Genomic DNA, 25,733 nt, shown 5'->3' with positions numbered 1-25,733 from the left:
TCCGCTTAAGAATCTTGGTTTCATCGCAAAGTCAGCGAATGAGTGGAATCTGTGGAATATATAATTTTGGCAGAATTTGTATATTCAATAGAATCTAATTTCGCCCAAATTTCATCAAACCAGCCATTATTTATTGGATTGGGCTTTTTGTATTGATAGTCTTTAAAAGCCGTTTTTAGTAAATCAATATGCGTTACATTGTGCTTTAATAAATAGATAATCTTTTTAATATCAAGCGAAAATATTTTTACGCCATTTGTGAAATTGTCCCTATTTTGTGAACTTTCAAGCTCTATATGTGCTGTTGCTCTAAATATATTGATGACATTTATATCTAGCTCATCAGCAACAAAAAAGATAAAAGTATCTTTATTCATTTTGTTGTTTTCAATGGTTAGATTCGCACTATGTCTTATAACTGGCTCTAATTCGCCTCGTTTTTGGGCGTTTTTATCCATAAGCGTAGCTTCTAGCATAATATCAAAATCTTTGTATTTTGCTACTATATCTCCACTTCCGCCCGGTGCGTGTGATAGTGGCAATCTGTCTGCATCAAGGCTTAGATTCATACTATCTCGTAGCTCAAAAGATTCCTTGCTAATCCTATGCCACGCAATAGCTAAAATATACTCAAAAATAGTCGGCACACTCGCATTGTCAGTTACTAATTCTTGTATGTTTTTATATTCATTTTCTTTGCCAAATTTCTCTAAAATGTCGCATAGTTTTTCATTTGTGTAACGAGCTAAAATCTTTCTTTCAAATTCTTTATTTAATCTGTCTTTGAAAAAGTCTTTTATGTCGTTTTCTATATGGTATTTTTTTCGTAGATTCTGCTCTATTGTTGTGCTATTTTCTAGCCCCAATATCGCTAAAGTGCTAATATCTTGTAAAAATTCCGTGTCGTTTAAATCATTTGTTGCTAGTTTTAAATCCAAAAATATCTCACTAATTAGCTCTTTTTGAGAGAGATTGACTAGGGCGTTATCAAAGCTAATAAGCCCACAAAGCCTAAATGTGCGAACTAACATATCGCTATATTCTTTTATTAAATCATCATATTTTGAGCTTTTATATAAAGCGTAGAATCTAGCATTAAACTCAGTTAAATTACTAGAAGTAAAAATATGGTTTTCGGCGTGAGTTAAAAAATCTTTAATTGAATTATTTTTAGGAAAATTAAAAAGTGTTTTGCCAAATCCAAATGCCTTTTTTATGGCTGGATTCTTGGAAATTTCTTGCAGTTTTTGTAATTTTTCCTTTGTTTGGATTCTAAAAAAATCTACACAACTATTATAAAATAGCCAATATGCATCCGTCATCTTAGATGATTTTTTATTTTTAAAAATGTTGTTGAAAATTTCATTATCCATAATGCCATTATCAAACGATAGATTTTCATCATCTAGCAACAAATTATTAATATAATCATTAAAATTTAATTTGCCATTTTTTACTTGCTCGTAATTATCCAACGAATTTATAATATCTAATTGCGACAGATTTGGTTGAATGGATAATAAAATCTTGCAAAAATGCTCTTGCTCCACATTGTCATATTTCATCAAAAACGCTAGGGCAATGCGAAATATAAAAATGCAAGATTTGGATTCTGCTATTTTTAGTTTTAGCAATTGGCGGAGAAATAATATATTATCGTTGTTTAGATTTAAAAGTCGCTCTAATTTGTCTTGTGTGATATTATTGTTTAAAAAAGCTTTGCCAATAGGACTAACTTTACGATTTTCATCAGCCAAGCCTATTTTAACAATGGCGTTTGTGTAGGTTCTAGCTCGTTTTTTCTGCTCGTAAGTGTCGCAGTCGGTATTTTGTATTAGCCCACTTTTTAGCACATATTGATAAAAAGTGTTTTGCGAAGCGTTGTTAATGTCCCATTTTTCGCTTAAATTCGCCAAACAACTAAGCAAGATTCTATAATCATCTATAAGATTTTTACGCCTAAAACTAGTATCGCCGAAATTTATAGGTGAATTTGGCTTTTTAATAATCATTGAGTTGAGCCTTTTTAGAATCTTAAAAATCTATGCATTTTCCTTAAGCCAATTGGTGATGGTGGCTTTTAGATTTTCTTTATCCAAAATGGTTTTGTTTAGCTCTTTTTTAGCGAAAAGATTCTTGATATTTGCGTGGATTGGGGTGGAGAATCTTTTAGAAATAATGTCTAAGGCTTCTTGGTCGCTAGAATCTGCCGTATTTTCTGCACTTTTTGGATTCCCCGTTTTTGGATTCTCTATTGCCAGATTCTCGCTTTTTAGATTCGCCTTGTTTTCTGTTGCTAGATTTTCGCAGTCCAGATTCTCTATTGCCAGATTCTCATTATTTAGTGCTTTTAAAATCGTTGGGGCGAATTTTGTCCACTCCGCTGTGGAGCAGATGATGGTGCTAAAATCTCTAAATTTAGAATCTAGCTTTTTATACCCCAAAACACCCGTTGCGGTGTGCGGGTCGATGATAATGCCCTTGTTAGCGGAATCTCTAATAACCTCCAAAACGCTCTCATCGTCGCTAAAAACCGCCTCGAAATCCTCTCTTAATTTCGCCAGTTCTCCCTCGCTTAGGGCGTAGCTCTTATTTTTATCCAAAGATTCCATTAGCTCTTTTGTCCGCACCGCCCCAAATAGGCTAAAAAGCACTCGCTCGACATTTGAGCTTTTTAGGATATCCATCGCTGGGGAGAGCGTTTTTATGAGTTTTTTATTGGAAATATCGTATTTGCCACTTTTTATTAGCTCATAAAGGACGCAGTTTGCGTTCGTGGCGATGATAATTTTATTGATTTTCACGCCCATTTTTTTAGCAAAAAACGCCCCCAACGCATTACCAAAATTCCCACTTGGCACGATGATATTAATGGCTTCCCCAGCCTTAATCGCCCCATTTTTAAGCAAGTAAATATAGGAGTGAATGTGATAGATGATTTGAAAAATAATCCGCCCAAAATTCACAGAATTTGTCGCAGACAAGGCGAAATTATGCGAATCTAAAAAGCCCCTAAACTCCGCGTCGCTAAGCAAATCTTTTAACGCACTCTGCGCCATATCAAAGTCGCCATTTAGGGCGATGACCTTGGTGTTTTTGGCATTTACGCTTGTCATTTGAAGCCGCTGCACATCGCTCGTGCCGCCATTTGGATACATGCAAACGCAAAAAATATTTTCCTTATCCTTTATCGCCTCAAGCGTGGCTGGTCCCGTGTCGCCACTCGTGGCAGTCAAAATCAAATATTTTTGGCTTTTTTGCTTCGCCAACGCACATAAAATCGCCCCGAAAGGCTGCATTGCCATATCTTTAAACGCCCGTGTTGGACCCGTAAAAAGATTTTGCAAGTATAGATTTGGCTCTAGCTTCGTGTAGCTTAGGGGCAAGTTTGGGTTATCAAAAGACCTATAAGATTCTAGGGCGTCTCTTAGTAGATTCGTGGCGAAATTATTGGAATGGGCGGAATCTGTGGAATCTAGATTCGCAGAATCTGGATTCTTGGAATCTGCAGAATCTGCGACGAAATCTTTAGATTTTACGCCAGATTCCGCCGAATCTAGATTCTTGGAATCCACGCCAGATTCCGCCCCAAACTCGCTAAATCCTAAGATATTAAACACATATTCCACCAACTCAAAATATTCTAAATCCGCAATTTTTTCTAGCTCAATTTGCGGGAAAGATTCCAAGCTATAAAGCCCATTAAAACTCGCACTTGGGTTTAAAATCGCCTCAGCTAGGCTCACTTTTAGTGGCTTTTTGCCGTCATTTCCTCTTGTTTCTACTAGCATTTTTTACCTTTGTTTTTAGATTATCGCCCAAAAAATCGTGCAATTTGTTATATTCGCTCTTGTTTAAAAATCGGCTTTTCCCCACTGGCAAGGCATTTAGCGAGATAAAGCCATAGCTTACGCGCTTTAGCTCCAAGACTTCCAGTCCAAAATATGCGAAAAATCGCCTTAACTCGCGGTTTTTCCCCTCACTTATGCCGACTTTGATTTTCGTGTATTTTTCATTTTCAGAGATTACCTCAAATAGCCCAAATGGGGCGAAGTCCATAGAAATTATCTTGCTATTTTTATGCCCTCCAGCCCTTGCGTCCTCCACGCTCATTCCCAAAAAAGCGGAATCTATTATTTTTTGTGTGATTTTGCCGCTCACTTTTAGATTGTAGATTCGTTCCAATTTGCTCTCCATTAGGGCTTTGATGACCTTTGGGCTGTCGCTTAAAAGCAATAATCCGCTTGAAGCAAAGTCCAATCGCCCCACTGGCAAAAAGTGGCTAAACTTCCCAAGACTCTCATAAATCGTCTTTCGCCCTCTATCATCGACTTTGCTTACAATCTCGCCTTTTGGCTTGTGGTAGGCAACTACGCTGTATTTGGTGGAATCTTTGGGCTTGATTTCCTTGCCATTGATAAAGATTCGCAAGATTCTAGAATCCTTAGAATCTTTAGAATCTGTCGCATTTTTCACGCTTTTTTTAATCTTGCCAAAATCCCTAGAATCCGGAATCTTATCACTCAACTCTGCTATTTTATGATTAATCTTTACCTTGCCCTCTTTGATTAGATTATCCGCCTCACGCCTTGAATAGTGCGTATTGTGGGCTATCCATTGATTAATACGCATTAAGCAATCTTTATTGTTGATTTTATTTTTTCTTTGAAATGATTATTAATCCTATATGATGAATACAAATCATAACTTAAATCATTAGTTTTAATCCTAAATACAAGTCGCTCTATCCCACTATTTTCAATTGCTAGATTCTGAATCTCTTTTAGAATCTCATAGCTTATATTACAAGGGAGATGTAGAAAATAGTCGATAATCTCTTCTTGGATAGAATCCTCTTTATATGTGGAGTTTGATAAATCCTGAGAATCTTCATTTTCATCATTAAATTCTGGAGTTACTCTCTCTTTGCTTGCTTTTTCTAACGATAATATAACTTGTTCAAGTTGCAAAGACATAGTCCCATCTCTTGAGTTAGCACGACATTTTAAACAAATAGGAGAATCTTTAGATGCCAACTCAATCTCAGCTAAATGCTTTTCAAAAACCTGTAGCCAAATATTTCCAACCTTATCTACCATCAAGATTTCGGCAAAAGGATTCCCCTTTTTGCTAATTCTTTTTTTAATATCTTTGATAATTCCAACGATAAGTGCTTTTGAGTTATCCTTAAGATGTTGAATATTATTGCTAAATACAACGCCTTTGATTTTATCTATATCTTTACTAAAATCATCTAAAGGATTCCCACTCATAAAAATTCCAAGCATTTCATACTCAAAATCTAATAATTGATTTTTGGTATATTCCTCCTCATCTTGGATATTTAAACTAACCGAATTAGACAAATCATCTGCACCAAAAAGGGAGTTTTGCGAACTTACCATTTCTAGATTCTTAGAATTATTCCTAATAATATCCGCTAATAAATCAATATTATTAATAATACTTTTTATGCTAAAACCCAGACCATTTAATGCACCTGATTTAGCTAAGGATTCAAGCACTTTTTTATTTATCACTTTAGAATCCATCTTACTTAAAAATTCATTTAGATTATTAAAAGATTTGCCATCTCTAGCTTGTAAAATCATCTGTATGGGATTCTCCCCTATTCCCTTAATCGCACTAAACCCAAAAATAATGCTTTTCTCTCCATCAATAGTCGTAACACTGAAATCCTCTTGTGAGCTATTAATATGTGGCGGAAGGACTTTAATACCCATATTGCGACATTCTTGTATGTATTGATTGATTTTATCAACATTATTTTTTTCACTAGTTAGCAAAGCAGCCATAAATTCGTGTTTATAATAAGTCTTTAAAAACGCTGTTTGGAAGCTTATCATTGCATAAGCTGCCGAATGTGATTTGTTAAATCCATATCCAGCGAATTTTACTATTAGTTCCCATAGCTCATCGCTTTTTCTCACATCAAAGCCCATTTTTGACGCACCGCTTAAAAATTTAGCTTTATTCTCTGCCATAATTTTTGTATCTTTTTTACCCATTGCACGACGAATTAAATCTGCCTCACCAAGTGAGAATCCGCCTATTGTTTGAACTATTTGCATAACCTGCTCTTGATAAACAATAACGCCATAAGTGCTTTTTAGAATGGATTCTAGCTCAGGAAAAATATATGTTATTTTTTTAACACCATGTTTTCTATCGATAAAATCATCAAGCATCCCTGAATCCATAGGACCCGGACGAAAAAGTGCCAAAACAGCGACCAAATCATCAAAGCAATTTGTTTTTAGCTTTTTATTTAATGACCTCATTCCACTAGATTCTATTTGAAACATTCCAATGGTATCGCCATTTTGAATAGTCTTATAAACTTCTTGGTCATTTAGGTCAATATTATTAAAATCCAATTTATCATTAATTAAATCAAATGTTTTTTGTATAACAGTTAGTGTTTTTAACCCTAAGAAATCAAATTTTATTAGATTAACTTTTTCTAGATAATCCATAGAATATTGAGTGGCGATTTTATCCCCAATTTTACAAAGTGGAATCTTATTCCATAATTCTTGCTCACTATCTATTACAATTGCCGCAGCGTGAGTCCCAAGATTGCGTTTTTGATTTTCTAATACAAGTGCTGTCTCCCAAACATTTTTAAGCTCAATATCACTATTGATTGTTGTAGAAATTTTTGGTTCTAGCTCAAAAGCACCCATCTTATCTCTATCGTGTAATTCTCCAGTTTTTAACTGAATCTTTAACTTATTTGGTATGAGTTTTGCAAATTCATCAGCCTTTTTATATTCTATACCAAAAACCCTAGCAACATCTCTTATTACCGACTTTGCAGACATTGAGTTAAATGTAACAACTTGGGCGACATTGTATTGTCCGTATTTTTGGATTACATAATTAATTATATCACCCCGCCTATCTTGGCAAAAGTCCATATCAATATCTGGCATTGAAACACGCTCTGGATTTAAAAATCGCTCAAAAAGTAAAATATGTTTTATAGGGTCAATATCTGTGATTTTTAGGCAAAACGCCACCAAACTCCCAGCCGCACTTCCCCTCCCGGGTCCAACTGGTATATTTTGCTTTTTTGCCTCTCTCACAAAATCCCAAACTATAAGCATATATCCGGAAAATTTCATTCCTTTGATAACTTCCACTTCATATTTAAGTCTATCTTTATATATTTGGTGATTTTCTTCACTTACATATTTAAGTCTATCTTTCAAACCCTCTTCGCATTTATACGCAAAATACGCATCATCATCAGCATAATCCAATCCCTCTGCTTTTGCATATTCTTTTGTAAATTTGAATGTTGGAGGAGCTGGTGGGGTATTAGCAATCAATAGATTGCCATTTGAATCCTTTATCTCTGTGCTTTTTAAATCTAGTTTTAAATCACATTTATTAACTATTTCTTGGGTGTTTTCCAAAACTTCCGGAATATCGGCAAAAAGTTTTTGCATCTCCTCAGTAGATTTTATATAAAACTCGTTAACAGAATGTTTTAGTCGCTTTTCGTCTTTTAGTATTTTACCCATAGAAATACACATCAATACTTCTTGAGAAAATGAATCTTTCTTAGTCGTATAATGTGTATCGTTTGTAGCGATTAGCTTTATCCCACTTGCTAATGATAGATTAATAATCTGCTCATCGATAAATCTCTGCTCAGCAATCCCATGCCGCATAATCTCCAAATAAAAATCATCGCCGAAAATATCCCTATACTCCAAAGCAACGCTTTTTGCGTGTTCGAATCCTTTTGCAATATTTCTACTACTCATTGTATTTAAGTGGTAATTTACCTCACCTTGCAAACAAGCAGACGAGCAAATAAGCCCTTTGGAATACTCTTTTAGAATCTTTTTATTAATACGCGGATTCTTGTAGAATCCATTCAAATATGCTTGTGAGCTAAGATACATAAGATTTTGATAACCCTCTAAATCCTTTGCATATAAACACAAATGGAATCTAAGTGGATTTTTAGATTCTAATAATTCATCATTATGTATATATGTTTCAATCCCAATAATAGGCTTAATCCCCTCTTTTAGCATATTTATATAAAAATCTAATGCCCCAAACATACTTCCGTGGTCGGTCAATGCCACTGAAGTCATATTTAGCTCTTTTAATCTTTTGGCAAGTTTTTTAATTTGATTTGCACCATCAAGAAGAGAATATTCACTATGAAGATGCAAATGTGTGAAATTACTCATTTATACACCCTTATTTAGTAAAAAATGTTTCTATAAACTTACTAACTAAAACGATTACAATAACAAGCGGTGCTACATACTTAACTATGGCATACCATATATTAAATACTTCTCTTTTCATAAATCCTCTAGCAAATTTATAAACCCTCTTTTTCCCAACGATAAAAGTTAAGAATAATAATGCGGATAATCCCCCAAGTGGCATAATAATAGCAGCAGTTATGAAATCCACCCAATCAAATAATGATTTCTTAAAGAATGTTAGATATGAGCCAAAATCCTTAGTCAATGATAGAATAACAAAGATTCCAACGATAAATATAGCAATACAAATATAATATGAAGCTTTTGTCCTACTTATATTATAAGTATCGGATATATATGCCACAGGTGGCTCTAAAATAGATATAGTAGAAGTTATACCAGCAAAAAGAACGGCTACAAAAAATAAGAATGATATAATCTCTCCATAAGCCATTTGTTCAAACGCTAAAGGCAATGAGACAAATAGCATTCCGGGTCCCGCACTTGCCTCTTGTCCGTAATTAAATAAAAATGTAAAAATGATAATCCCTGCGATTAGAGAAACCACTATTCCAGAGAGTGCAACCCAAGCTGCTGATGAAAGAAGATTATCACCTTTTTTAGCCGATGAGCTATATGTTATTATCGTGCCAACACCAATAGAGAGCGAGAAAAACATTTGACTTAATGCCATAATAACAACACTTGGATTAATCTTACTTATATCAAATACAAATAAAAATCTTATTGCTTCCCCAAATGATGGCATAGTTAAGGAGTAGAAAAGCAATCCAATAAAAATAATAAATAATAACGGCATTAAGATAAAATTATATTTTTCAAGCCCATTTTTAACGCCTTTTGATACGATATATGCAGTTAGAAACATACACACAGCAAATGAAACAATAGAAGCAAGAATACTATCACTCACTAATGTATTAAAGATATTTTTTGAGGATTCTATATCACTAGGAAGCCCAAAAGTAACTATCGCTAAATAATAAAACGCCCAGCCCAAAACAACAGCATAAAATGTAAGGATTAGTGGACCACCTACAATCATTATACTTGCTTTTTTCCAATATTTTTTCTCGCTTGGGTCTAACTCATCAAATGCACCAACAACATTTTTTTGCGTTTTATTCCCTATAATCATTTTTGCTACTAGGATTGGGATTCCTATGCAAATAGTTAGTATTATATAAACCAAAACAAACGCACTTCCGCCAGATTCTCCTGTCATATATGGGAATCTCCAAATATGCCCAAGTCCAATAGAGCTACCCAAAGTAGCCAATATAAAACCTAATTTTGTAAAATTATTCATAACACTCGCTTTGTATTTAAGTTTGATAATTTTGAATAATATATAAATTTTTATTTATGAATAATTAAATTGCTTATTTATTTATATATTATTGCAATAAATATTAGTCATTGATTGATTTATAATATTGTTTTAGTTTTTCATTCTGTGTGCTTTGAATGCTGGAAATGGCATTAATACTACTTGAATACATAAGTGAAATGCCAGTCATTATATTATTCCCGCCACTACTTGCACCCCTAATCTTTGCAAATCTAGCAGAAATAAATGGAGAAAAAGCAAAACCTTTATAGATACTTACATCAAGTCGCATATTCAAATTAACATTATAAATAAGGTCGCTCTCTCTAAATCTAGAATAACCTACATATTGCCTTGTGAATCCTTGATAAACAAGTTTTATATCATCATTAATTGGAGTTTTTGCTCTTAGTCCAAGTTCAACTGCTCCTTTAATGCTACTTGGCTTATAAGAAAAGTCTATCTCACCAACACCTGCTAAATATAGCTCATCAATATATTTACCATCTAAAAATCTTGCTCCAGCTTTATATCTTAAATATTGGTTGCGTGAGCCATCTTCTTTTTTTGTAAATTCAGTTTGATACTCACCATCTATAAAAGGTCCAAAAAATCCTTTTTCAAACATAAATGATTTACGCGTATATCCCGTATTAAGTATAAAATTATCTGCTGTTTCTGTTTTCGTGGTTTGCTCATATTTTGGGCTTAATATAATCAAGCCATACTCCGCATAAAGCGTATTCGATAATCTAGAATTCTCAAAATTATACTCCAAAGCCAAATCAGCAACAGCACTTGCAACGGTAGTATTATCTCCGCTAAATTGATTTATCTCTAATTCACGATATACATCACTTACATTTATACTCGTATTTGAAAAATCAATAGCAATTCGCCTTATATTTATCATAAGTAAGGTATCTTCTATAGTATCGATAAAGCCAGTAAAAGTATCCTCAATATATTTATTTGGAAAAATCTTTCTCCAAATCTCATTTTCTAATTTTTTAGAATCTTGTTTATTGGAATCTTGCGTGGAATCTTTATTTTGATTAAAAACTTGATTTTGTAAATCAGTATCAATAGCAACTCGAGTAGAATCCTGTGCTAAGGGAATATTAGACAAACTTGATGATTGAACTATAGTTAAAAAAATAAAAAATAAAATAAATATTCTCAATTATTATCCATTAAAGTATAATAAACTCGACCCCCAAGTAAGCCCTCCACCAAATGCGTCCAATAAAAGTAAATCTCCATTTTTTAGCTTACCACTACTATAAATATCATCAATAGCCATAGGAATACTAGCAGCAGAAGTGTTGCCATATTTTTGGATAGTTAATACAATCTTATTAGAATCTATATTAATTATATCACCAACTGCATTTATGATTCTAAGATTTGCTTGATGTGGGATAAAATAACTAATATCCTCGCTTTTAATATTATTTTTTAATAGAATTTCTTTAACATCATTTGCTAGGGTTTTGACTGCTAATTTAAAGGTTTCATTACCTTTCATTTTTAACAATAATGGCTTCCCTGTAGTATTTTTTATATTTTTAACGGAATCTAGCCCACCATTAGAACATATTGGGGTCATTAAAAAGTCATTATATTTACCATTTGCACTGATATTTACATCAATAATTCGCTTAGATTTATCATTAGTAGCACTAATAACCGCAGCCCCTGCACCATCGCCAAATAAAACACAAGTGCCTCTATCATTAAAATCAAGTATAGAGCTGATTTTCTCTGCCCCTACTATCAAAACATTTTTATACATATTAGATTCTATAAAAGATTTTGCAAGTGAAAGTAGGTATATAAAACCGCTACAAGCACTTATAATATCAAATGCAGGTTTATTCTCAATACCTAATCTATAAGAAATCAAACAAGCATTAGAGGGCATTCCTAGATAATCAGGAGATAGAGTCGCACAAATAACAATATCAATATCATCAATCGAGATTCCAGCTCTTTGTATTGCTACTTTAGCAGCTTTTACGCCAATATCACTAGAGGTTTCTTCGCTATCTGCAAAATACCTTGTTTTAATCCCTGTTCGCTTTGTAATCCACTCATCAGAAGTATCAATAAATTTTTCAAAATCCTTATTGTTTATACAATTTTTAGGAATATAGGAAGCTATAGATACCATCGATGCGTATATTTTACTCAAAATAGCCTCCTTTAAGTTTTATTATATTAAAAAATCGCTAGTGATTTTCTCAACGACTTTAGATTCCACCGCATTAATCCCTTGATAAATAGCACATTCAATCGCTCTCGGGCTACTTTTCCCGTGGCAAATAATGATATTTTTGGTAACCCCAAGAAGCGGGGCTCCGCCATATTCTTCATAATGCACTCGCTTTTTTAACGCACCAAAGGCATTCATCATAAATAACGCCCCGATTTTCGAGCGAAACGATTTTTTCACTTCCTCTTTCAAAATCTTTATTATCGCTTCAGCGACGCCCTCACTTGCCTTTAGCACAAGATTCCCCATAAAGCCATCGCAGACAATCACCTCAACAGAACCATTAAAAATATCATTTCCCTCGACATTGCCTTTGAAAAAACTATATTTTTTTAGCTCTTTGAAAACTTCCTTTGTAAGTTCATTGCCCTTATTATCTTCCTCGCCATTTGCTAAAAGCCCTACTCTAGGATTCTCATATCCAAGCACGGATTTTGCGTATTCATAGCCCATTCGTGCAAATTCTACCAAATGCTCTGCTTTACAATCCACATTCGCCCCAGCATCTAAAATAATGCTTGGCTTTCCGTCGATTCGTGGCATAGTAGTGCAAATCGCTGGACGACTAACACCTGCAATCCGCCCGAATCTAAGTGTAGCTAAACTCATACTAGCTCCACTATGCCCAGCGGAAATCACCACATCAGCTTCGCCATTTCGCACAATCTCAATTGCCTGATAAATGGAGCTATCTTTCTTTTTTAGGGCATTTGTAGCGGAATCTTCCATTTTAATATAATCAGCACAATGTTGAACTTCAATATGTTTATCACTAGAATCTAAATATGGCGATATTAATGCCTCATCTCCAACGATAATTGCGTGAAATGCCCTACATTTAAGAGCTGATTGCACACCTCTTATTATCGGTTCTACACCATTATCACCGCCCATAGCATCTATAACTATTTTAAGCATTGAAGCCTCGATTATTTATAATTTCCTGTTTCTTTATTCATCGTATGTGGTAGCTTCCAATTGCCATTTTTATCTTTTACTGGCACTTGAAGTTTGATTTTATAATGCGTTCTTCGCTTCAAACCTCGTGTTTTGCTAACTCTTCTCTTTGGAACAACTGCCATTTTTACTCCTTTTTGTAATTTTATTATTCTTTTGTGTGATATTCAAGATTTATGGATTCTAGCTCACTTTTAAATATAAAGCTTAAATCCATATATCCATCAAAAAATTCAATCACATCAAAATTTTCATCATTAATTTGATTTTCAAAAATGCCATCTTTTGCAAATAGCACTACATTTTCATTAAGATTCTTAGTAAATTCCTCGCCACTTAAATCACAAATTAAATTAATATTACCACTGATTATAGAATCTATCTTAACCAAACCATTTGCAAGTTTGTAAAAACTACCCACAACTTTTACATTATAATTTTTATCACTTAAATCTAATGTAAATTGCTTTGGTGAAGCAACAATCTTCCTAAATTCTATTTTCAAGATTCTATATTTATTTTATTTCTGTTTGTGCAAAGAAGAACGAAATCTCATTTTTTGCATTCTCCAAGCTATCACTTCCATGAACTGCATTTGCATCAATACTCTCAGCAAAATCCGCTCGAATAGTCCCAGCTTGTGCCTTTTTTGGGTCTGTGTCGCCCATTAGCTCTCTATTTTTCTTAACCGCATTTTCTCCCTCTAAAACCATCACTACAACCGCTCCGCTCGTCATAAAATCCACCAAATCCTTAAAAAATGGTCGCTCTTTATGAATCGCATAAAATTCCCCAGCACTAGCTCTATCCAAAAGTAGCTTTTTTATAGCGACAATCTTTAAGCCATTGCTTTCAAATCTATCAATAATTTTCCCAATTACATTCTTTTTGACGGCGTCTGGTTTTATTATTGAAAGTGTTCTCTCCATAAATAAAACTCCTACATTAAATTAAAAATAAAGCTAAAATTTTAGCATAAATAAATTTTACTTCACTTTAATGAATGCTATTTTAAGATTTTGCTAAGTTAATCTAAGAAGATTAATCACCAGAATCTACTTCTAGTGATTAAAATAATACAATCTAAACAACAGAAACGCTATCGTTTCTTTGAGCATCACTTATATCATCTCTATTTACAGAACCCTTAGCACTCCAAACAATGCAACCCTCAGTAGGACAAGAAGTAGCACAAGCAGGCTCATCATTATGACCTACACACTCTACACATTTATCAGCATAAACATAGTAGATTCCCTCTCCTGTTGGATTATCATCATCATCAACTATCGCATTAACAGGACACTCATCTATACAAGAACCACACGAAATACACGAATCAGTAATTTTAACAGACATTATAACTCTCCCATAATATATTTTTGGCTTTTGCCTATATAAGTATAAACAATTTTTGTAAAAACTAAAGACAAATTAAATAAAAAAATATTGAATTTTTTAAAAATCTTTTATTGCTTCCACTTTAATTGGTTTTCTCTAAAATTCACTTAGCCGCTCCCAAAATGCCACATAACTCGCAGTTTCTCTATAAATTGCTCGAGATAAATTAAAAGATTTATGCCATTTGGGTTAGCTTAAATATCGCCTTAAGGCATTTTTTAACCTCATTAAAGCTACATTTATGCGTATTATTAAAATCAACTCTACGCCAAATTTATGATTTTAAATCGCAATTCCCCGTAGCTAGTTTGCAAATCTATCTAAAATCTATCTATGACTTTTCCCGCTCTCGCCGACTAAAACTGCCTTGATTTTCTTATCTTTGAAATACTTTTCGCCCACTACTTTCCATAGCTCTTTGCCCTCGTCCCAAGTGAGTAAATCAATATCACTCACGCTTTTTACAAAGTCATAATACACCGCATAAAAGCTTAGAAAATCCACATTTTTAGATTCTGTGATTTTTTTAAGTCGTGCCCTCTCTGCCATTTTTTCCTTTTCGCTCATATTTTTTAGGTCATAATATGGCACATAGTAGCTAGTCTTAAACCCAGCATTTTTAAAAATCCCTAGATTTTCCCAGCTCCCACTCTCCACGATAATTTCATTATATGAAATGCCGTTTTTATCACAAATCCTTTTTAGCTCAGCTAGGGCGTTTTGGGCGTTTTTAGCATTTAGATTCTTAAAGTCAAGCCAGATTCTAGCCTCCGCATTTGGCTCTCTAATAAACTCAATCTTAGCTAAATTTTCTAACATTAAATCCAAATCCAAATTTATAGACTTCACGCCATTTTTCCCACCCAAGCCATCATGCCCGACATCAAAATACCACCGCTCTCCATTATGCAAAAAATGCGTATCAATCTCAAAGCTATTATATTTCTTGCTAAATTCGTGTAATTTCTCCACGCTATTTACGCGATGAAGCCAGATTCTGCTACCTAGTTTAGCGTATTTATCGCTCTGATTTCGTAGCTCAAAATCGTAATTTTTATCATAAACCATTCGAATCCGCTTTTGATTAAAATCATCACTAAATAATGAGCGAGACGATTCAAACTCGCCCACTTTAATCCCACTAACATCAAGCAAGGCGTGGATAAAGTCATCACTCATAAATGGCTTGTTTTTGGCATTTTGAATCTTTTGGGACAGATTTGGATAAGTGGCGATAAACTCATCACTCATAAAAACTAAAAATGGGATTTCTACCATAAAGCGTGAGACCATACTCCCAGTATGCCCCGCAAAATCACGGAAATCATACACCTCTTCTCCGTGGTCGCTAAAATAAAATACAAGGCTATTTTTATCCTTAAATCGCTTTATAATCTCGCTCACTATAAAATCATTATACAAAATCGCATTTGCATACTCCGCCCTAATCTGCCTTTGCTCAAGGCTTAAATCTGGGTTTTTAATATCATCTTTGGTGAATTTATCAAACGCTCTTGGATAGCGATTTTTAAACGCCCCATGCGTCCCCATAAGGTGAATAATGTAGAAATTCTTTTGGGTTTTGGCTTGTGTGTTTAGTGAATTTTTGGCTGGATTATTGCTTAGATTCTCGCTTGGAATCTCGTTTGGAATCTTAGGCGGATTTTCTGTCCGCGTCTTAGTGGAATCTAGCGTTTTTAGCCCCATTTTTGCCTCTCTATCTTTAATCACCCTATCTAAAAGTGGCAATATCTTTTCATCATATGGCTTCTCGCTAAAACTGCCACTAAGAGTGGTGAAAAGTGTGAGATTTGAGCGTCTAGCGATAGTTTCTGGGGCATTGCCATAGATTGAAACTACCTCTTGATTGCTAATCCAGCTCGTGTAATATCCCGCTAACTTCATAATATCGATTAGATTCATCGTCTTATACCACGGAATCTGTGCTTTATTCTCATAATTGCTAAATGTCAAAACCTCCTTTAACACGATGTCTGTGTGGGTTGCCGGCGAGATGACATCGCTAAAAATTGCTAGATTTTTAGGCGGTATTTTGCTAAGAAGTGGATTGTTTGGTAAGGGTGGATTTGTGGAATCTTGGGCTTTAAAATCTTTGGAATCTGCGGAATCTATGGAATTTTTAGAATCCGCTGTTTTAGAATCTGGAATCTTAGAATCTAGATTCTTGCTACATTAACGCCATATTCTCACCTAAGCTTAAATTCTGCCCTTACTAACTCACCTTTATACTAAAAGTTCGTTGTGTTGGGTGGATTCCCACAGTTTCTGCCCTAGAATCTAACTTCTCGCATTCTAGCACAATCTAGATTCGCACTTGTGCCTAAGTTTAAATCAGTTCTACCACCCCAATTTAACATTAAAAAATCCGCTATTCTGTATAGATTCATCGCCAAAGTTTCCTAGATAGTTTAAGCCTAGTTCTATATTTGAATTAACTTGATAGTTTACTCCAAGTCCAAAGTAAGCTATGAGTTTGTCTGCTCCCAAATTGTAAGATTGGGTGTAAGACTGAATTCCACCATTTGAAATTTGAATATTTCCAGTTGGATTATTTAGCAAGTATTTTATCCCAAGTGTGGAATCTAGCCCAATGCCATTATCAAAATTAATATTATAATTTATCCCTAAATCTGCATAGATTAGATTTGTGAATTGAGCTTTAAAAGTTTGTGAGCCAATTATTGTGTCGCTTGAATTTAATCCAAGTGAATTTAATCCAAGTTCAACTCCAAAGATTCCAGCAGATTCAAAATCAAAGTCTTTTCCAAATGCTATATTTAGGTTATAACCAAGTGAGTTAGAATCTGCTTTATTCACATTATTTGAGATTACATAATTTGCATTATTATTTATGAAAACTGCGTCGATTAGGGCTTTCACATACATTTTATAAACCAAATCAAGCTTATAATGAAGCCCTAAAAGTGCATTTAGATTCGTAGATTCTATAGATTCATTTGTATTTGAACCTTTTAGATTCCCATAGCTAAAGCCTATATGAGTTCCAAGTGTGTGAGAATCTCCAAGCTTTGCATTAAACCCACTAACAAATCCATAGCTTAATCCACTTACATTATTTGCATTGATTATAGAGTGTGTAATAAATGGAGTAAAGAAAAAGTGATAGTTATGTAAATATTGCATATTAGATTCATTAGTATTTGCAAGATTACAACTACCATTAATCCTATCAATTACAATATTTTCACCACTAATGCTAGTATCTAGCTCTGTGGTATTTTTAGCAGTATTATTATGATACATTAGGCTACATTGATTATCTTGGATTTTTACTGGGTGATTGCCTAGGACTTGTTTATTTATGCTATTTAGTGCTAGGACTTGGATTCTTTGCTCTTGGGAGCTAGTGGAAAAGGCATTTTTTAGACTTGCTCCACGATATGTATTTTTAAATACATTATGTCCTATATGTTGGCTTAGGAGATTCACATTTGAGATATTTGATTTAAGACTTATGCTACCTATATTTGCTTGGATTCCTTGAGATTGGTTTGCACCTTTTACTACGATTCTAAAGCTATCTGCTACACTTCCCCTTTGTAGCTCATAAGTGGAATCTAGTAGTTCTAAGTGGGAGTATAAATCACTAACGCTTACATTATTACTATACACTATATCATACACACTGCCATCATTATTTACAATTAGTTTACTTAAAAGATAGTCTTTATTTAGCTCGAAATCTCCGCCAATAGATATGAGAATCTTGGAGTTAGAATCTAAGAGTTTTATGCCATTTCCAGCACTTGAGTAATTATCGTTTATAACTAAATGTGATATATCATCAATAACACCAGTGTAGCCATTAAATGCATTAAAATCATTTGCGGTTTTAGTGATATCTAGGTGGTAGTTTGAGATGTTTATAGTTGCAGTTGCGCCTATATTATAGATATGGGCGATTCCGCCATAACTTGGGTCTCGGCTCATGGAGATTCTGCCTTGGTTGTTTAGGTTGGCGATTGTAGCATAATCGCCATGATTTTGAAATCTTGTGATAGTCCCATCGCTTAGGTTGTTTAGCGTGGCGATTGTGCCAGTGTTGTCCACTGTTGCGATTGTGCCGGAGTTGGTTAGCGTTGTTATAGTGCTACTACTAAATGAGTTCTGTAATAGAGTGATTGCGCCGGAGTTAGTTAGAGTGGCTATCGTTCCTCCGTCATTATTAAGATTTGATATATTTCCAGCCTTTAAGTTCTCTAGCGCGTTAATTGAGCCTTGATTGTTTAGAGTGTTAACTGTTCCGTTATTATAAAAATATGATGTTATATTTCCAGTGTTTGTGTTAGTTAGCGTGGTTATCGTGCCTTGATTGTTTAGCCTATCGATTTTGTTGGAACTATCTAGTGTTATGATATTTCCACCATATGGGTTGTTTAATAGAGAAATCGTTCCTTGATTGTTTAGATTATTTAGTGTTCCTTCATTATCAAACAATGCTATATTTCCAGTGCTTAAGTTATTTAGTGCACTGATTGTGCTGAAATTCTCTATTTTTGTGATATTGCTTTGGTTGCTTAATGTGGTAATTAAGCCTTTATTGCTTAGATTAGTGGCTATATTGCCGCGATTTTCTATTGTGGTTATCTCGCCTTGGTTGTTTAAGCTACCGATTGTGCCTACATTTTCTATTTCATCTATGGTTCCCGTGCTAGTGTTGGTTAATGATTCAATTGTGCCGGTGGTGGCATTTGCAATACCAGCATTCGCTCCTCCGCTAATTGTTCCGGAGTTATCTAGCGTAGTTATTGTGCCATTATTCACAAACCCTACGCTTCCTACTCCACCGATTGTGCCTTTATTGTTTAGAGTCTTTATTGTCCCACTATTGGTAAAATCCGCTATAGTCCCAAGAGCATAAGTGCTTAGATTATTTAGCGTTGTGATTGTGCCGGAGTTGCTTAGTGTGGCTATATTGTTGTGGTTGTCTAGCGTGGTTATCTCGCCTTGGTTGTCTAGCGTGGAGATTGTGCCAATGCTTTCTATTTCATCTATGGTTCCCGTGTCAGTGTTGGTTAGTGTGCCTATCGTTCCTACATTTGAATTCTCAATACCATTTGTGATTTTTCCGCTGTTATTTAGTGTAGTTATCGTGCTGTGATTGTGAATGCTCACCATTCCGCTAATCGTGCCGGAGTTGTTTAGTGTGCCAATAATCGCGTTGCCCCAATTTTGAATGCCGATTCCTGCACTAATCGTGGCATTGTTATTTAATGCTCCAATCGTGGTCGTGGCTCCATCAATTAGAATGCCGTATAATGTTACTGCGGTGGTTATATCCGCATTTATATTTACATTATTGTATGATGTGCTTATCCTTTGCTCTGTAGTCTGTGGAGTATTGATATTTAGGTCTGTCGCGTGGAGTTGGATAGAAAGGGCTAGGGCGAAAAGTGGAACTATTAAGAATCTTGCGAATTTATGGAATCTTGTGAGATTGTGGAATCTGCCTAGATTCTGCTTTAGGTTGGAGAATCCTTTAAGATTCTCTGCTAGTTTAGGAAATCTATTTAGATTTTTCGCTAGTTTAGGGAAATTAGTTAGATTCCCCCCCCCCCCCCCATTTTGTGGCTTGGCTAAAGGGTTTTTGGCTAAAGCGTTAGAAAAATGCAAATTGTAGATTTTAGAAAAATACGACATGAAAAAGCCTTTGTAAATTAAAATGCTAAATTGTAACACAAATTTAAGATTTTATTGGGGGCATTCGCAAATATATAAATTTAAGCTTTATTTAAAAAATATGTAATTTAGTGTAGAATTTTAAATAAAAGGAGCAGAAATGCAAGTAACACTAGAGATTTCCAATGCAAATAAATTATAATGCTCGAAAATTAATATAAAGCGTGGAAATGTTAGCAAAATCGCATATGTGCTTGGGGCTACTTGGAGCTGTGGGAGTAAATAGTCTCTTGGGGTTTTTGGGTGTGAATCTTGGGGGGATTTTAGATTCGAATTCTGTTGAAGTATTGAAAAATTTGGATTTGGTGGATTTGGGCGTGGTGGATTCTGCTTTGGATTCTACTAAAAATGGGGTGGATTCTGTGGCGGATTTTACTTTGAATGTGGCGGATTCTGCTAAAAATATGAAAGATTCCGCAAACGATATAGATTCCGCTAGATTCGCCCTAGATTCTGTCGCTTCCGCAAACGATATAAACACCACAAACGCCATAGATTCCACAATTTTAAAAGATTCCGCCACTTCCGCAGCCACCACAATCTCCGCAAATCTCGGCTTTTTATTTCTCTTGCCATTTGTGATTTTAGGCTCTGTGTTCCCCGATATTGACGAGCCACGAAGCTTTATAGGACGAAAGCTCCCCATAATCTCGCATTTAGTTAGCCTTAGCTTTTCACATCGCGGATTTACACACTTTTTGATTTTCGGCATTTTGGTGGCGATGTGCGGAGTTGTGGTATTATTTTATAGTCAAGTTTTGGGGCTTTGCGTTTTTGCCTTTGCATTTGGAATTTTAATGCACCAAGTCGGCGATATGATGACAATCAGCGGAATCCCATATTATTTTTTCCCGCTCTCTAGCAAAAAAGCAGTTTTATTGCCGAGATTTTTACGATTTAGAACTGGTGGGGCGGTCGAAAAAGGAATTTTATATGGCATTTTTATCCCACTTATCGCATTTTTGGGATTAGAATCTGCTGGATTGGCTTCTAGCGTGGGAGATTTAGTGATGAATTTAGAAAATATATTAACAAATTTAGGGGGTTTATTATCAAAGTAGGACAAATGCAGTTTTTGAAAATTGCCAGATTTAGCCCAAATGGGGCGTATTTAATCGACACAGAATCCAAAAGAGCGGATTCTAAGAGCGACTTTGAAGTCTTGCTACCAAATCGCTATATCGCTGACGAAATGGAGCTAAATAGCCTTGTATGGGCGTTTATCTACACGGATAGCGAAGATAGGATAATCGCTATTACCGATATGCCAAAGGCGTTACTTGGGGATATAGTCGCCCTTGAAGTCGCAGATATCGCAAGTAATGGAATCTATTTGGATATGGGGATTCCAAAGGATATTTTTATGCCTAGCAAAAATCCAAAGCGATTTAAAGTGGGGCAGAAAGTCGTAGTTAAGATTACGCTAGATAGGCAAAATCGCCTTATTGCAAGGCAGAATCTAGCGGATTACTTGAGTGCGGCGAGTGCGGAATCTTTTGGGAAAATTGGCGGAGATTCTAGGGATTCTAAAAACTTTAAAAATATAGATTCGGCGGATTCTAAAGTGCGAGATTCTAGGGATTATAAGGTTTCTAAGAATCATAAAAGGGCAGATTCTGGGCGATTAGATTCGGCGGATTCTAAGCGGTTGGATTCTAAGGATTTGGATTCCAAAAACGCGGATTCCAAAGATTTTCAGCTCGTAAATATTTTGCCATTTATGAAAACGGATATTGGTTTGAATTGCGTTGTAAATGGGAAGTTTTTCGGCATTATCCACAATAACGACATCAATCAAAACATCGCAATTGGCGAGAATATCAAAGGCATTGTGAAAAAAATCCGAAGCGATGGCAAGCTAGATTTGGGACTTAGGCGAGATACGAAAAATGTAAAAACGCTAATTTTAGAGGCATTGGAAGCTGGTAAAAAGCTAAGCTTTACACTAAATAGTGATGAAGTGAGGGCTATGCTAAATACTAGTAAAAAGTCTTTTAAAATCGCCGCAAGCTCACTGGTAAAAGAGGACAAAATCGCATTTGATAAGAATCTAAATAGCTTTATAAAAGTGAAGAATACAAGAAAGAAATAATTATAAATAAAATCTAAATTTGGATTCTAGATGAATTATGTAAAATCTAAATAAAATCAGTAATAAAGCAGGTTCTAAAAGAGATTCTAAGATTAAAATCTTTTAAGAATCTCCATTAAGAATTTTATAAATTATAATTTATCCGCATTTTGGGCGAGATATTCTGCTACGCCTTTTGCGTCTGCTTTCATACCTTTATCGCCTTTATGCCAACCAGCAGGGCAAACTTCGCCATTTTCTTCAAAGAAAAGAAGCGCATCTACCATTCTTAGCGTCTCATCGACATTTCGTCCAAGTGGTAAATCATTGATTGTTGCGTGGCGAATGACTTTATTTCTATCGATTAGGAAAGTCCCTCTTAACGCCACAGCTCCGCCAAAAAGCACATCATAATCCCTAGAAATCGACTTTGTAATATCTGATACGATTGGGAACTTCACAGCTCCAATTCCGCCATTTTTCACATCTGTGTTTCTCCAAGCAAAATGCACTTCTTTAGAATCCACAGAAACGCCAATTAGGTTAATCCCTCTATCGTTAAATTCCTTGATTCTATTGTCAAATGCGATGATTTCAGATGGACAAACGAATGTAAAATCCTTTGGCCAGAAAAATAAAATCGCACCATTTTTACCAATATTGCTGTATAACTCGAAATTATCATTAAACTGCCCGTCCGCAGTTACCGCCTCAGCAGTAAAATTTGGGGCTTGTTTTGTAACTAACATTTTTTATCTCCTTGTAATTTTTATTATTTTAACTCTAAAGTTTAAAGTTAGAAAACGGATTATACAACTTGAAATATTAAAATTCTTTAAAATCCAAGATAAATTAGGGCAAATTAAAACAAATTTAATAAATTAATGTTAAAATTTTGGACTTTTAAAAATTTAAAATACAAGGTGAATTTATGAAAAATGAGTTTTTATTTACTTCAGAATCTGTTACCGAAGGGCATCCGGATAAAATGGCAGACCAAATCAGCGATGCGATTTTGGACTATATAATACAAAAAGATAAAAAGGCTAGAGTGGCGTGTGAAACGCTACTATCAAATGGCTTTGGGGTGATTGCTGGAGAGCTAAAGACAACCGCGTATGTGCCTATGCAAGACATCGCACGGGAGGTAATCCGCGAGATAGGCTATACAGACGCATTATATGGCTTTGACTATCGTAGTGCTGGGATTTTAAATGGCATTGGAGAGCAGAGCCCGGATATAAATCAAGGCGTAGATAGGGAAGATGGAGAGATTGGTGCGGGCGACCAAGGGCTTATGTTTGGCTATGCGTGTGAGGAGACAGAAACGCTAATGCCACTGCCAATTTTCTTAGCTCACCGCCTAACAGAGGGCTTAGCAGCTGCTAGGAAAGATGGGAGTTTGCCATTTTTACGCCCAGATGGTAAGTCGCAAGTAACGATAAAATACGAGGACGACAAGCCAATTTATATCGATACGATTGTAATCTCCACGCAACACTCCCCAGATGTGAAGTATAACCACCTAAAAGACGCTGTAATCGAAGAAATCGTGCAAAAAGTCATACCGCAAAAATACTTGCAAGACAATATCAAATACCACATAAACCCAACTGGGAAGTTTGTAATCGGCGGTCCACAAGGCGACGCGGGGCTAACTGGGCGAAAAATCATCGTGGATACCTATGGCGGAAGCTGTCCGCATGGAGGCGGAGCATTCAGCGGGAAAGACCCTAGCAAGGTCGATAGAAGCGGTGCATACATCGCAAGATATATCGCTAAAAATCTAGTCGCCGCAAAAGTGGCTAAAAAAGTAACCGTGCAGATTTCATATGCAATTGGCGTGGTTGAGCCAGTTTCTATTCTTATAAACACGCACGGCACTTCAAAATTTAGCAGCGAACAAATCGAAAAATGCGTTAGAGCCAATTTTAGGCTAACGCCAAAAGGTATTATCGAATCGCTTGATTTACTTCGACCGATTTATCGAAAGACTGCTAGTTACGGGCATTTTGGGCGAGAATTAGCGGAATTTAGCTGGGAAAAAACAGATAAAGTTGAGGCGATTAGAGACTTTTTAAAGATTAAGTAGGTTAATTAAGCCTTAAAAATTTGCAATTTTGGGGACAAAAAAAGCGAAGAAACTAATATTTTTTAGATTCTTTAAAATCCTAATTGGTTTTATTTTGTCCTATCCATCGCTTTTTTAAAGTGTGAGGCTAATGTCTCACATAAGATTTTAAAAATAGTGGAGCAATTTTTAGATTAATTAGATTCAGCGTGAAGCACCAAAAAGAGGTAGCGAGTAGGAATAGATTAAAACATAAGCCGAATGTTTAATCTATTCAAAAAACCTTGAAAGCTTCACAAAAATTTTATTTCAAGCGAATCTATTTCCTTAGTTTATGCCTCTAAGCAGTTCTTTTTCTAGCAAAACGAGGTATTAGTCTAAGTTTGGTAAAAATCGAGTAGGAGGCACTTCTACTCCCTTACTACTTGATTTTGGCAAGGAAACTTCGCTTCGCATACGCAAGGGTGAGAAATAGTTTAGAATCTATTTTAAAAATTGTGGAGCAATCTTTAGCTTAATTAGATTCTGTGCGTAGCACTAACAAATCGTCATAGGGTTGATAAGGAAATTGGCTAAAGCCTTATTTTACTAGAAACTTCGCTTTAGGGGATTGCAATAGGTATGGGAGAGCGATTCGCTTTTACTAGAAATTTCGCTCCGCTTATTTTCAAGGAAGCTACGCTTTCAAGGAAACTTTGTTTCACCTTTGGCAAATCATCATTCAAGTTCCCTTGCCTTTAAAATAACAGCTAATACTTATTTAAAAAATACTAGAATCTTAGATTTTAAAAAAGGAGAAGATTTGAATAAATTAGTAACAACATTAAAAAATCAATCCATTATTTTAGATAAATTTTATCTTTATTGCGTGGTGGTTTGCACTGCTGGATTTGCCTTGCATTTGGGAATTATGGGGAATTCTAGCTTATTAAAATTTGGTGCGAAAATGGCTCTTACTCTAGGCTTAAATATGGCGATATTTTTTATTATTTTTTATGGAATCTTTAAAATCCCGCCTAGATTCTCAAAATTTAAGAATCTTTGTAAATACGCTCTTGCTGGACTTTCCGCGATGATTTTAATCATAGAGTTATTTTTGATTTTTTCTTTTAGCTCTTTAATCCGCCAAGATTTTATTGAGGTGGCTTTACAGACAAATATGGCTGAATCTAGCGAGTTTCTGGGCTTTTATATGACTAAAAATTTGGCTTTAATCTATGGCATTTTTATACTTTTAAGTGCGATTTATTTTAAAGCATTTAATTTTAGGCTAAAGATTGATAGAAATTTTGGCGTGATTGCTACGCTTGTGCTTTGCTTTGGGTATTTTTTGGCGAGTATGGGTTATAGCATTAAGAGAGATGAGGTTTGTTTTGCACTAAATACTACTTCTTTTGGGAGGCTTAGCTGTGCCACCACTCTCGCACTTAAAGATACAAAAGCTTATTTGGAGCAGTATGCAAAGCTAAATAATGAGCTAGATTCCTTTATAAAAGAGCAATTAGCAAATAGGGGGGGGGCAGCAGTATATAGCTGAAAACAACGCTACTATCCTAAATATCGTAATCATAATTGGCGAATCTACACAACGAAATCATATGCAAATCTATCAAAACTTACAAAACTTA

General features: G+C 35.1%; 20 protein-coding genes. 5 read left to right on the top strand and 15 right to left on the bottom strand.

All coding sequences use genetic code 11. From position 1 onward, the window contains the following. Positions 1-20 precede the first annotated feature (20 nt). The 13 genes from CCY99_RS02790 to CCY99_RS02730 all read right to left on the bottom strand — a co-directional run bounded on the left by CCY99_RS02790 (position 21) and on the right by CCY99_RS02730 (position 16,294). Positions 21-2,012 (bottom strand): AlwI family type II restriction endonuclease, encoded by a 1,992-nt coding sequence (locus tag CCY99_RS02790; protein WP_112059893.1) that lies wholly within the window; start codon positions 2,010-2,012, stop codon positions 21-23. A gap of 30 nt (positions 2,013-2,042) precedes the next feature. Further along, positions 2,043-3,791, bottom strand: a complete 1,749-nt coding sequence (thrC, locus tag CCY99_RS02785) for a threonine synthase (RefSeq protein WP_220092226.1) — start codon at positions 3,789-3,791, stop codon at positions 2,043-2,045. Next, positions 3,766-4,632 carry a pseudouridine synthase gene (locus CCY99_RS02780; protein WP_112059892.1) on the bottom strand — a complete coding sequence of 289 codons (867 nt, stop codon included), beginning with the start codon at positions 4,630-4,632 and terminating at the stop codon, positions 3,766-3,768. The genes thrC and CCY99_RS02780 overlap by 26 nt, the downstream gene beginning before the upstream one ends. After that, positions 4,632-8,234 carry a DNA polymerase III subunit alpha gene (dnaE, locus tag CCY99_RS02775; RefSeq protein WP_112059891.1) on the bottom strand — a complete coding sequence of 1,201 codons (3,603 nt, stop codon included), beginning with the start codon at positions 8,232-8,234 and terminating at the stop codon, positions 4,632-4,634. Before dnaE ends, CCY99_RS02780 begins: the two co-directional genes overlap by 1 nt. Positions 8,235-8,244: 10 nt before the next feature. Next, on the bottom strand, positions 8,245-9,588 hold the full coding sequence (locus CCY99_RS02770; protein ID WP_112059890.1) for a sodium-dependent transporter: 1,344 nt from the start codon (positions 9,586-9,588) through the stop codon (positions 8,245-8,247). Positions 9,589-9,691: 103 nt separating this feature from the next. Then, complete coding sequence (locus CCY99_RS02765) at positions 9,692-10,792, bottom strand: hypothetical protein (protein ID WP_112059889.1); 1,101 nt, start codon at positions 10,790-10,792, stop codon at positions 9,692-9,694. Positions 10,793-10,795: 3 nt separating this feature from the next. Beyond that, complete coding sequence (locus CCY99_RS02760) at positions 10,796-11,782, bottom strand: beta-ketoacyl-ACP synthase III (RefSeq protein ID WP_112059954.1); 987 nt, start codon at positions 11,780-11,782, stop codon at positions 10,796-10,798. A 42-nt stretch (positions 11,783-11,824) separates the two neighbouring features. Beyond that, a complete protein-coding gene (gene plsX / locus CCY99_RS02755; RefSeq protein ID WP_112059888.1) occupies positions 11,825-12,802 on the bottom strand; it encodes a phosphate acyltransferase PlsX in 978 nt (325 codons plus the stop codon). An 11-nt stretch (positions 12,803-12,813) separates the two neighbouring features. Then, positions 12,814-12,966 carry a 50S ribosomal protein L32 gene (rpmF, locus tag CCY99_RS02750; protein WP_112059887.1) on the bottom strand — a complete coding sequence of 51 codons (153 nt, stop codon included), beginning with the start codon at positions 12,964-12,966 and terminating at the stop codon, positions 12,814-12,816. A 23-nt stretch (positions 12,967-12,989) separates the two neighbouring features. Beyond that, entirely contained in the window at positions 12,990-13,346 is a 357-nt protein-coding gene (locus tag CCY99_RS02745; RefSeq protein WP_112059886.1) for a hypothetical protein, read from the bottom strand. Between the two features lie 10 nt (positions 13,347-13,356). Beyond that, a complete protein-coding gene (gene ndk, locus CCY99_RS02740) occupies positions 13,357-13,770 on the bottom strand; it encodes a nucleoside-diphosphate kinase (protein ID WP_112059885.1) in 414 nt (137 codons plus the stop codon). A gap of 154 nt (positions 13,771-13,924) precedes the next feature. Then, positions 13,925-14,200, bottom strand: a complete 276-nt coding sequence (locus CCY99_RS02735; RefSeq protein WP_112059884.1) for a 4Fe-4S dicluster domain-containing protein — start codon at positions 14,198-14,200, stop codon at positions 13,925-13,927. Positions 14,201-14,569: 369 nt separating this feature from the next. After that, positions 14,570-16,294: a phosphoethanolamine transferase gene (locus CCY99_RS02730; RefSeq protein WP_258443215.1), complete on the bottom strand. Its 1,725-nt coding sequence runs from the start codon at positions 16,292-16,294 to the stop codon at positions 14,570-14,572. Here CCY99_RS02730 and CCY99_RS09825 point away from each other — a divergent pair. Further along, the gene (locus tag CCY99_RS09825) at positions 16,257-16,439 is read left to right on the top strand and encodes a hypothetical protein (protein ID WP_258443155.1); all 183 of its coding nucleotides are present in this window, start codon (positions 16,257-16,259) and stop codon (positions 16,437-16,439) included. The genes CCY99_RS02730 and CCY99_RS09825 overlap by 38 nt on opposite strands. 161 nt (positions 16,440-16,600) lie before the next feature. Here CCY99_RS09825 and CCY99_RS02725 read toward each other — a convergent pair whose 3' ends face one another. Then, positions 16,601-19,924, bottom strand: coding sequence for an autotransporter outer membrane beta-barrel domain-containing protein (locus CCY99_RS02725; RefSeq protein WP_112059882.1), 3,324 nt, complete (start codon positions 19,922-19,924; stop codon positions 16,601-16,603). A gap of 209 nt (positions 19,925-20,133) precedes the next feature. Between CCY99_RS02725 and CCY99_RS02720 the strand changes: the two genes are divergently transcribed. Both CCY99_RS02720 and CCY99_RS02715 read left to right on the top strand, forming a co-directional pair. Further along, a complete protein-coding gene (locus CCY99_RS02720; protein ID WP_112059881.1) occupies positions 20,134-21,024 on the top strand; it encodes a metal-dependent hydrolase in 891 nt (296 codons plus the stop codon). A 5-nt stretch (positions 21,025-21,029) separates the two neighbouring features. Then, on the top strand, positions 21,030-22,055 hold the full coding sequence (locus CCY99_RS02715) for a S1-like domain-containing RNA-binding protein (protein WP_112059880.1): 1,026 nt from the start codon (positions 21,030-21,032) through the stop codon (positions 22,053-22,055). A 131-nt stretch (positions 22,056-22,186) separates the two neighbouring features. Here CCY99_RS02715 and CCY99_RS02710 read toward each other — a convergent pair whose 3' ends face one another. Beyond that, positions 22,187-22,783, bottom strand: coding sequence for a peroxiredoxin (locus CCY99_RS02710; RefSeq protein WP_112059879.1), 597 nt, complete (start codon positions 22,781-22,783; stop codon positions 22,187-22,189). A gap of 182 nt (positions 22,784-22,965) precedes the next feature. Between CCY99_RS02710 and metK the strand changes: the two genes are divergently transcribed. After that, complete coding sequence (metK, locus tag CCY99_RS02705) at positions 22,966-24,126, top strand: methionine adenosyltransferase (protein WP_112059878.1); 1,161 nt, start codon at positions 22,966-22,968, stop codon at positions 24,124-24,126. Between the two features lie 781 nt (positions 24,127-24,907). After that, complete coding sequence (locus tag CCY99_RS02700) at positions 24,908-25,642, top strand: hypothetical protein (protein WP_146744922.1); 735 nt, start codon at positions 24,908-24,910, stop codon at positions 25,640-25,642. Positions 25,643-25,733: the final 91 nt, after the last annotated feature.

Origin of the sequence: Helicobacter sp. 16-1353 (genome assembly GCF_003288815.1) — a bacterium.
Taxonomy (GTDB): domain Bacteria; phylum Campylobacterota; class Campylobacteria; order Campylobacterales; family Helicobacteraceae; genus NHYM01.
The sequence above is the reverse complement of the archived record's forward strand: the minus strand, read 5'-3'. Positions and strand labels throughout refer to the sequence as shown.

Bases quoted from the DNA above. Each gene is read 5' to 3' on its own strand.
- ndk (WP_112059885.1), bottom strand. From the start codon at position 13,770: ATGGAGAGAACACTTTCAATAATAAAACCAGACGCCGTCAAAAAGAAT.
- CCY99_RS02720 (WP_112059881.1), top strand. From the start codon at position 20,134: ATGTTAGCAAAATCGCATATGTGCTTGGGGCTACTTGGAGCTGTGGGA.
- CCY99_RS02715 (WP_112059880.1), top strand. From the start codon at position 21,030: ATGCAGTTTTTGAAAATTGCCAGATTTAGCCCAAATGGGGCGTATTTA.
- CCY99_RS02780 (WP_112059892.1), bottom strand. From the start codon at position 4,632: ATGCGTATTAATCAATGGATAGCCCACAATACGCACTATTCAAGGCGT.
- CCY99_RS02735 (WP_112059884.1), bottom strand. From the start codon at position 14,200: ATGTCTGTTAAAATTACTGATTCGTGTATTTCGTGTGGTTCTTGTATA.
- CCY99_RS02790 (WP_112059893.1), bottom strand. From the start codon at position 2,012: ATGATTATTAAAAAGCCAAATTCACCTATAAATTTCGGCGATACTAGT.
- CCY99_RS02710 (WP_112059879.1), bottom strand. From the start codon at position 22,783: ATGTTAGTTACAAAACAAGCCCCAAATTTTACTGCTGAGGCGGTAACT.
- plsX (WP_112059888.1), bottom strand. From the start codon at position 12,802: ATGCTTAAAATAGTTATAGATGCTATGGGCGGTGATAATGGTGTAGAA.
- CCY99_RS02760 (WP_112059954.1), bottom strand. From the start codon at position 11,782: ATGGTATCTATAGCTTCCTATATTCCTAAAAATTGTATAAACAATAAG.
- metK (WP_112059878.1), top strand. From the start codon at position 22,966: ATGAAAAATGAGTTTTTATTTACTTCAGAATCTGTTACCGAAGGGCAT.
- thrC (WP_220092226.1), bottom strand. From the start codon at position 3,791: ATGCTAGTAGAAACAAGAGGAAATGACGGCAAAAAGCCACTAAAAGTG.
- rpmF (WP_112059887.1), bottom strand. From the start codon at position 12,966: ATGGCAGTTGTTCCAAAGAGAAGAGTTAGCAAAACACGAGGTTTGAAG.
- CCY99_RS09825 (WP_258443155.1), top strand. From the start codon at position 16,257: ATGACATCGCTAAAAATTGCTAGATTTTTAGGCGGTATTTTGCTAAGA.
- dnaE (WP_112059891.1), bottom strand. From the start codon at position 8,234: ATGAGTAATTTCACACATTTGCATCTTCATAGTGAATATTCTCTTCTT.
- CCY99_RS02770 (WP_112059890.1), bottom strand. From the start codon at position 9,588: ATGAATAATTTTACAAAATTAGGTTTTATATTGGCTACTTTGGGTAGC.
- CCY99_RS02725 (WP_112059882.1), bottom strand. From the start codon at position 19,924: ATGTCGTATTTTTCTAAAATCTACAATTTGCATTTTTCTAACGCTTTA.